At 55.0% G+C, this 6,691-nt stretch carries 8 protein-coding genes; 5 read left to right on the top strand and 3 right to left on the bottom strand.

From position 1 onward, the window contains the following. The first annotated feature begins 34 nt into the window (after positions 1 to 34). Entirely contained in the window at positions 35 to 235 is a 201-nt protein-coding gene (locus tag EH228_RS20795; protein WP_152320552.1) for a helix-turn-helix domain-containing protein, read from the top strand. Here the strand turns inward: EH228_RS20795 and EH228_RS04825 are convergent, their stop codons facing one another. Both EH228_RS04825 and EH228_RS04820 read right to left on the bottom strand, forming a co-directional pair. Then, positions 236 to 1,003: an amidohydrolase gene (locus tag EH228_RS04825; RefSeq protein WP_152320544.1), complete on the bottom strand. Its 768-nt coding sequence runs from the start codon at positions 1,001 to 1,003 to the stop codon at positions 236 to 238. After that, a complete protein-coding gene (locus tag EH228_RS04820) occupies positions 991 to 2,151 on the bottom strand; it encodes a pyridoxal phosphate-dependent aminotransferase (protein WP_152320543.1) in 1,161 nt (386 codons plus the stop codon). Before EH228_RS04820 ends, EH228_RS04825 begins: the two co-directional genes overlap by 13 nt. Before the next feature lie 152 nt (positions 2,152 to 2,303). Between EH228_RS04820 and EH228_RS04815 the strand changes: the two genes are divergently transcribed. The 3 genes from EH228_RS04815 to EH228_RS04805 are packed head-to-tail and all read left to right on the top strand — an operon-like array spanning position 2,304 to position 4,140. Further along, positions 2,304 to 2,918 (top strand): methylthioribulose 1-phosphate dehydratase, encoded by a 615-nt coding sequence (locus tag EH228_RS04815; protein ID WP_152320542.1) that lies wholly within the window; start codon positions 2,304 to 2,306, stop codon positions 2,916 to 2,918. Further along, on the top strand, positions 2,915 to 3,601 hold the full coding sequence (gene mtnC / locus EH228_RS04810) for an acireductone synthase (protein WP_152320541.1): 687 nt from the start codon (positions 2,915 to 2,917) through the stop codon (positions 3,599 to 3,601). The genes EH228_RS04815 and mtnC overlap by 4 nt, the downstream gene beginning before the upstream one ends. Next, the gene (locus EH228_RS04805; protein WP_152320540.1) at positions 3,598 to 4,140 is read left to right on the top strand and encodes a 1,2-dihydroxy-3-keto-5-methylthiopentene dioxygenase; all 543 of its coding nucleotides are present in this window, start codon (positions 3,598 to 3,600) and stop codon (positions 4,138 to 4,140) included. The genes mtnC and EH228_RS04805 overlap by 4 nt, the downstream gene beginning before the upstream one ends. A gap of 129 nt (positions 4,141 to 4,269) precedes the next feature. On the opposite strand, the gene mtnA is transcribed toward EH228_RS04805, so the two are convergent. Next, positions 4,270 to 5,304: an S-methyl-5-thioribose-1-phosphate isomerase gene (mtnA, locus tag EH228_RS04800; protein ID WP_152320539.1), complete on the bottom strand. Its 1,035-nt coding sequence runs from the start codon at positions 5,302 to 5,304 to the stop codon at positions 4,270 to 4,272. Positions 5,305 to 5,468: 164 nt separating this feature from the next. Here mtnA and mtnK point away from each other — a divergent pair, with 164 nt between their 5' ends. Beyond that, on the top strand, positions 5,469 to 6,668 hold the full coding sequence (mtnK, locus tag EH228_RS04795; RefSeq protein ID WP_152320538.1) for an S-methyl-5-thioribose kinase: 1,200 nt from the start codon (positions 5,469 to 5,471) through the stop codon (positions 6,666 to 6,668). Positions 6,669 to 6,691: the final 23 nt, after the last annotated feature.

Genomic DNA, 6,691 nt, shown 5'->3' with positions numbered 1-6,691 from the left:
TGTCCCCGGCTGAACAGTTTTACCTGTTGACTGTATAAAAAACAGTCAACACAACATCTGGCAACTATCCTCCGTTAATGCGACAGAACCGCTGGAAGGCCAGTCTGTCAATACGATTGCGCTGGAGATGGGCTATGATAGCGGCTCGTCGTTCTCGACCTGGTTCCATCGGGTTACCGGCGAGCCGCCTTCAGTGTGGCTTCCCTCCTCGCAACGGCGAGGGAAACCCGTTTGATCACAGACTGAACGGATCCGCATCACGCCATGCCGGGAAGCGTTCGCGATATTCACGCAAGCTATCCAGCGACAATTCCGCATTGAGGATCGTGGGTTGATGAGGTTCGCCTGCCGCCAGGATTTCTCCCAGTGGGCTGATAATCCGGCTGTCGCCGCTGTATTGATGCTGGTTACCGTCGCTGCCGACCCGGTTACACCCGGCGATATACGCCTGGTTTTCAATCGCGCGCGCCAGCAGCAGTGCCTGCCAGTGTCCAGCGCGTGGCTCAGGCCAGTTAGCGACGTACAGCGCCAGATCGTAATCATTGTGATTGCGGGAGAACACCGGGAAACGCAGGTCGTAGCAAACCTGCGGCAGGATCCGCCAGCCGCGCCACGTAAACACTTCACGACGATCCCCCGCCAGATAATGATGATGCTCGTCGGCCATGCGGAACAGATGGCGCTTGTCGTAACGATGGACGGTGCCTTCCGGCTCGACTAACAGAAAGCGGTTCACCGCGCCTTTATCGGTCTGGATTGCCGCACTACCGCCGACCAGGGCATCAGTGGCCTGGGCTTTCTCATGCAGCCAGTCAATCACGCGGGCTTCCGGCAGCGAGCGTTGAGCCGCTTCCATCGCGAAGCCAGTGGTGAACATCTCCGGTAGCACTATCATATCGCGACCGTGTAGTTCAGCGATCAGCGTGTCGAAAAAGCGCAGATTGGCTTCACCGTCCATCCAGACCAGCGGTTGTTGTAACAGGCTAAGTTTTAAAGTTGACACAGGCGCTCCGCGGCAGCGTCCAGCGTGGCTTCCTGTTTGGCGAAGCACAGGCGGATCAGTTTATGAGGGAAAGGATCGGCACAAAATACTGACAGCGGAATGGCCGCTACCCCGACTTCTTTGGTCAGCCACTGGCAGAAAGCCACATCATCCAGGCTGGAGATCGCGCTGTAATCCGCCAGCAGGAAATAGGTTCCGGCGCACGGTAGTACTTCCAGACGGCTTTTCGCCAGCGCCTGTATAAAGCGATCACGGCGTGCGCGATAAAAATCCGGCAGATGGCGGTAGTGTTCCGGTTCGGCATTCAGCATATCAGCCAGCGCCAGCTGCGCTGGTGTATTGACTGAGAAGGTTAGATATTGATGCACTTTGCGCACTTCCGCCGTCAGGGCGACCGGGGCCACGCAGTAACCGACTTTCCAGCCCGTCATATGATAAGTTTTACCAAAAGATGAGACGGCGATGGCGCGTTCGCGCAACTGCGGATGTTCCAGTACGCTGGCGTGGCCTTCTGCCGCAAAGCAGATGTGCTCATAGACTTCATCGCTCAGGATGTAAATTTCCTGCGCTTTCACTGCCTGCCACAGCGACTCGAAGTCACTTTTTCCCCAGACGGTGGCTGAAGGGTTGTGCGGTGTATTCAGGATAACCAGACGGGTGCGTGGCGACAGCAGAGCGGCAAACGATTGCCAGTCAACGCGAAATGAAGGCGGCTGCAGAGCGATGCGTTTCATTACGCCGCCGGCCAGCGTCACCGCGGGCGCATAGCTGTCATAACTTGGGTCGAAACAGATGACCTCATCGCCAGGGCGAACCAGGGCGGTAATGGCTGCATACAGTGCTTCAGTGGCACCGGCGGTCACGGTTATTTCATTATTACTGTCTGGCTGGTAGCCATACAGCGCGGCGGTTTTGGCGGCAATGGCATCACGCAGCGGCTGGACACCGGTCATCGGCGCATACTGGTTAGCCCCCTGGCTGACGTGGTGCGCCAGACGGGCCTTCAGATAGTCAGGACCATCGAAATCAGGGAATCCCTGGGACAGGTTGATGGCGTTGTACTGTGCCGCCAGCGCACTCATTTGCGTAAAGATGGTAGTGCCCAGAGCGGGGAGCTTGCTCTCGGGAGTGATCGACGTCTGGCTCATGAATGTTAACCCTTATATAACGCGGCTTTTATGATGTGTTTACCTTGTATTGCTGCCACTATAGCGTCGATGTTACTATTTGGCAATCGAGACGCTTAGACGTCTAAATGCTAATGTAGCACCGGATTGAGCGGATTGAGAACAGGACGAAAATGAGCGTAATTTCACAGTTGGATCAGTTGGTGGCTGTCTGCCACTGGATCGGGGCCAGAGGGTGGGCGCCGGCGACCGGCGGCAATATGTCGGTGCGTCAGGATTCGGCGTTTTGCCTGATCAGTGAATCAGGAAAGGATAAGGGGGCGCTGACGCGTGATGATTTTATTCAGGTTGAGATTGCCAGTAATCAGGTGCCTTCTGGTCGCAGACCCTCAGCGGAAACCGGGCTGCACACGCTGATTTACCGCCTGTTTCCGGACGCAGGCGCGGTGTTGCATACCCACACGGTTAACTCCACGGTACTCTCCCGTGTTGAGAAGGGCGCGGCATTAGAACTGCAAGGCTATGAGATGCAAAAAACATTAACCGGACAACATTCGCATCTTGACTGCGTTCCCATTGCACTGTTCGACAATGATCAGGATATTGCGGCTCTGGCCGCGCGGATTGAGCAGTTTGCCGCCCAGACTCCGCTGCGGTACGGTTTTTTGCTGCGTGGTCACGGACTGACCTGTTGGGGCCAGGACGTCAATGAAGCGAAACGCCACCTTGAAGGGTTGGAATTCCTGTTCCAGTGTGAACTACAGCGTCGTGTACTGGAGGCTAAATGATCCGTGCGATTATCACCGATATTGAAGGGACTACCAGCGATATTCGCTTTGTGCACAACGTATTGTTCCCTTATGCGCGGAAAAACCTGGCGGCTTTTATCGCCGCGTTCCAGCAGCGGGAAGAGGTGGCGCAGGCGCTGAACTCTCTGCGTGATGAAATTGCCCAGCCACAGGCGACCGTTGAAGAGTTGATCAACGTGCTGTTCGGTTTTATGGATGAGGATCGCAAGTCGACCGCACTGAAAGCGTTGCAGGGGATGATTTGGCGAGATGGCTACGTTAACGGCAGCTTTACCGGACATCTTTATCCGGACGTACTGCCAGCATTTAGCGCATGGCGGAAGCAGGGGATTGATTTGTATGTTTATTCCTCCGGGTCAGTCGCTGCGCAGAAATTGTTATTTGGCTACAGCGATGCGGGTGATATTACATCGTTATTCAGCGGCTATTTTGATACTCATGTCGGCGCGAAGCGTGAAACGTCGTCCTACCGCAATATTGCCGCTGAAATCGCGCTTCCCCCTGGCGAGTTGCTGTTTTTATCGGATATTCATCAGGAGCTTGATGCCGCACAGGAAGCGGGCTGGAACACCGTGCAGTTAGTCCGCGAAGGAGCGGATGCTGTAAGCCGCCACCGTCAGGTGAACCATTTTGATCAAATTAATCTGGAGCTGTTTTCATGAGTGCACTGACTATTTTTACTGATAACGAGGCGACGACGCCGGTATGGCACAGTACCGATGCTGAAGCGATTCGCCAGCGACTGAATGCGAAAGGGGTGCGTTTTGAACGGTGGCAAGCCGACTGTGATTTGGGGGAAAACCCGGAACCGGACGCCGTGATCACCGCTTATCAACATGCGATTGATAAGTTGGTGGCAGAAAAAGGTTATCAGAGCTGGGATGTTATCAGCATGCGGGCGGATAATCCGCAGAAAGAGTCGCTGCGCGGTAAGTTTCTTTCCGAACATACGCACGGCGAAGATGAAGTGCGTTTCTTTGTGGAAGGGGCGGGATTATTCTGCCTGCATCTGGATGGGCATATTTATCAGTTGCTGTGTGAAAAGAGCGATCTGATCTCGGTGCCGGCAGGTACGCCGCATTGGTTCGATATGGGATCGGAGCCGAATTTCACGGCGATCCGTATTTTTGATAACCCGGAAGGGTGGATCGCGAAATTTACCGGCGACAATATTGCCGACGCTTATCCGCGTTTGCCGTAATTTTATGGGTATTTAGCGTTTTATCTCGTGAGTTCGAAATGTATGGGAACTGATGCCGGGCCTTCCATGGCTGTTGCCCATGATAACGGGCATCCGTTCCGGCATCGGTGGTGACAGGTTGATCTGCGCTTAAACCACCGACTGTGAAATTTTAAAAATCCCGTCATTCACCTGTGCTGGTGTCACCACTCCGGTATCCAGTACCCAGCCACTGATGAGCGCCGCGGGCGTTACGTCAAAGGCTGGGTTGTACACCTGCGTGTTTTCCGGCGCCCACTGTACTTCGCCAAAACTGCCTGCCACGCCAGTGACTTCGCTGGCAGCGCGTTGCTCAATCGGAATGGCGCTGCCATCCGGGCAGGTCGGGTCCAGCGTGGTATGCGGTGCGGCAATGTAAAATGGAATACCGTGATAATGCGCCAGCACCGCCAGACTGTAGGTGCCGATTTTGTTGGCCACATCACCATTAGCGGCAATACGGTCGGCACCAACCCAAACCGCGTCCACCTGCTGCTGTGCCATCAGGCTTGCCGCCATGTTGTCGCAAATTAGCCGATAGGGCACGCCCAGTTCACCCAGTTCCCAGGCGGTCAGACGACCACCCTGTAGCAGTGGGCGGGTCTCATCAACCCAAACCTGCTCTACCTTGCCTTCCTGCCAGCCGCGGGAAATCACGCCCAGCGCCGTTCCCACCCCCGCAGTCGCCAGACCGCCAGTGTTGCAGTGCGTCAGCAACCGGCTGCCTGGTTTGATCAGTTTCGCGCCTGAGGCGGCAATGTTATCGCACAGGGTTTTATCTTCGTCCACTAATCGCAGTGCTTCAGCGGTCAACGCGCTGATGAAGTTTTCCTGCGCCAGCGCCCGCTTCATTCGATCAAGATTGTTCATCAGGTTGACGGCGGTTGGACGGGAGGCCCGGAGCACTTCCAGCGCGACCGCCAGTTCCGGTTTCGACATCCCTTTTTCCGCCAACAGCGCCATCAGCAGGCTGGCTGCAAGGCCAATCAGCGGTGCGCCACGTACACGCAGTGTTTTGATATGATCGACCAGTTCCGCCACGCCAGGCGCTGGGCACCATTTTTTTTGCTGGGGCAGGGCCTGTTGATCGAGGATCCACAGTTGGTTGTCACGGACTTGTAAGCTGGTCGTGCTGAGTGTCTGCATAAGAAGTTAAATCCTGGTTGCGTTATCAGGGCATATTGTGCCAACATGCTTTTCGGATGTATAGACGTCTGAACGGCTTGCGGGTAATAAAAATGGGGCAAAAGATAAAACAGCCGCCATACCTGTGGACGTACAGAACTGAACGTTTTGATGAGGATGAAGTCATGTCGCAATACCGTACCTTCACTGCCGCGGATGCAGTGGAATACGCCCGCCAGTTTGGTGGTATTGAAAATCCAGACAGTTTGATCAGCGCGCAGGAAATTGGTGACGGTAATCTGAACCTGGTGTTTAAGATTTTTGACCATGAAGGTAGCAGCCGCGTGATAATCAAGCAGGCTCTCCCTTATGTGCGTTGTGTCGGCGACTCCTGGCCGTTGACGCTTGAGCGTGCCCGTATTGAAGCGGAAGTGTTGCAAATTCATGGTGAGTTTTGCCCGGATCATACGGTGAAAATCCTGCATTACGATCCGGTCCTGGCGGTAATGGTGATGGAGGATCTCTCCAGCCATGCTATCTGGCGCGGTGAACTGGTTAAGGGGAATGATTACCCCCAGGCCGCTGCCCAGTTAGGCTCATACCTGGCGCAAACGCTGTTCCACACCTCTGATTTTTATCAACATCCTCATCAGAAGAAAGCGGATGTTATCCGTTTCACCAACCCTGAATTGTGTGATATCACCGAGGAGTTGTTTTTCAATGAACCGTATGAAGAACATGAGCGTAATGGCTATCCACGCGCGCTGGAGCCGCTGATTGCCACTCTGCGCACTGACGATGAACTGCGTCGTAAGGTGGCTGGCCTGAAACATCGCTTTCTGTCTAATGCCGAAGCGCTGTTGCATGGCGATGTTCACAGTGGCTCGATATTTGTTGCGACTGGCAGTCTGAAAGTGATTGATGCTGAATTTGGTTTCTACGGTCCGATAGGTTTTGATGTCGGCAGTGTGCTCGGTAACCTGCTCATCAACTATTGTGCACTACCGGGTTTGCTGGCGCCCCGCGAGGCTGCGGCAGCGCGTGAGCAGCGTCTGAATGATGTACGGACAACCTGGCAGAGCTTTGCTGAGGGTTTCCTTGCGCTGGCGGCAGAGAAAACCCGCGACCGCGCACTGGCTTATCCCGGTTATGCGGCGGCGTTTCTGAGCAAGATCTGGCGTGACACGCTGGGTTACTGCGGTACTGAGCTGATTCGTCGTACCGTGGGTATGTCCCAGGTCGCGGATATTAAAACGATTGGCGATGAGGCGATGCGTATTGAGTGCGTTCGTCAGGCCGTGACGCTGGGTCGGACGCTGATCCTGGCCGCTGATAATATTGACGATGTCGTCGCGTTGATCGCCCGGGTACGGCAGAACGGGTGATGTTGTCACTCAGGCGGCTGGGC

The organism is Erwinia endophytica, assembly GCF_009295515.1.
Classification (GTDB): Bacteria; Pseudomonadota; Gammaproteobacteria; order Enterobacterales; family Enterobacteriaceae; genus Erwinia; species Erwinia endophytica.
The sequence above is the reverse complement of the archived record's forward strand: the minus strand, read 5'-3'. Positions and strand labels throughout refer to the sequence as shown.

Bases quoted from the DNA above. Each gene is read 5' to 3' on its own strand.
- EH228_RS04820 (WP_152320543.1), bottom strand. From the start codon at position 2,151: ATGAGCCAGACGTCGATCACTCCCGAGAGCAAGCTCCCCGCTCTGGGC.
- EH228_RS04815 (WP_152320542.1), top strand. From the start codon at position 2,304: ATGAGCGTAATTTCACAGTTGGATCAGTTGGTGGCTGTCTGCCACTGG.
- mtnC (WP_152320541.1), top strand. From the start codon at position 2,915: ATGATCCGTGCGATTATCACCGATATTGAAGGGACTACCAGCGATATT.
- EH228_RS04805 (WP_152320540.1), top strand. From the start codon at position 3,598: ATGAGTGCACTGACTATTTTTACTGATAACGAGGCGACGACGCCGGTA.
- mtnA (WP_152320539.1), bottom strand. From the start codon at position 5,304: ATGCAGACACTCAGCACGACCAGCTTACAAGTCCGTGACAACCAACTG.
- mtnK (WP_152320538.1), top strand. From the start codon at position 5,469: ATGTCGCAATACCGTACCTTCACTGCCGCGGATGCAGTGGAATACGCC.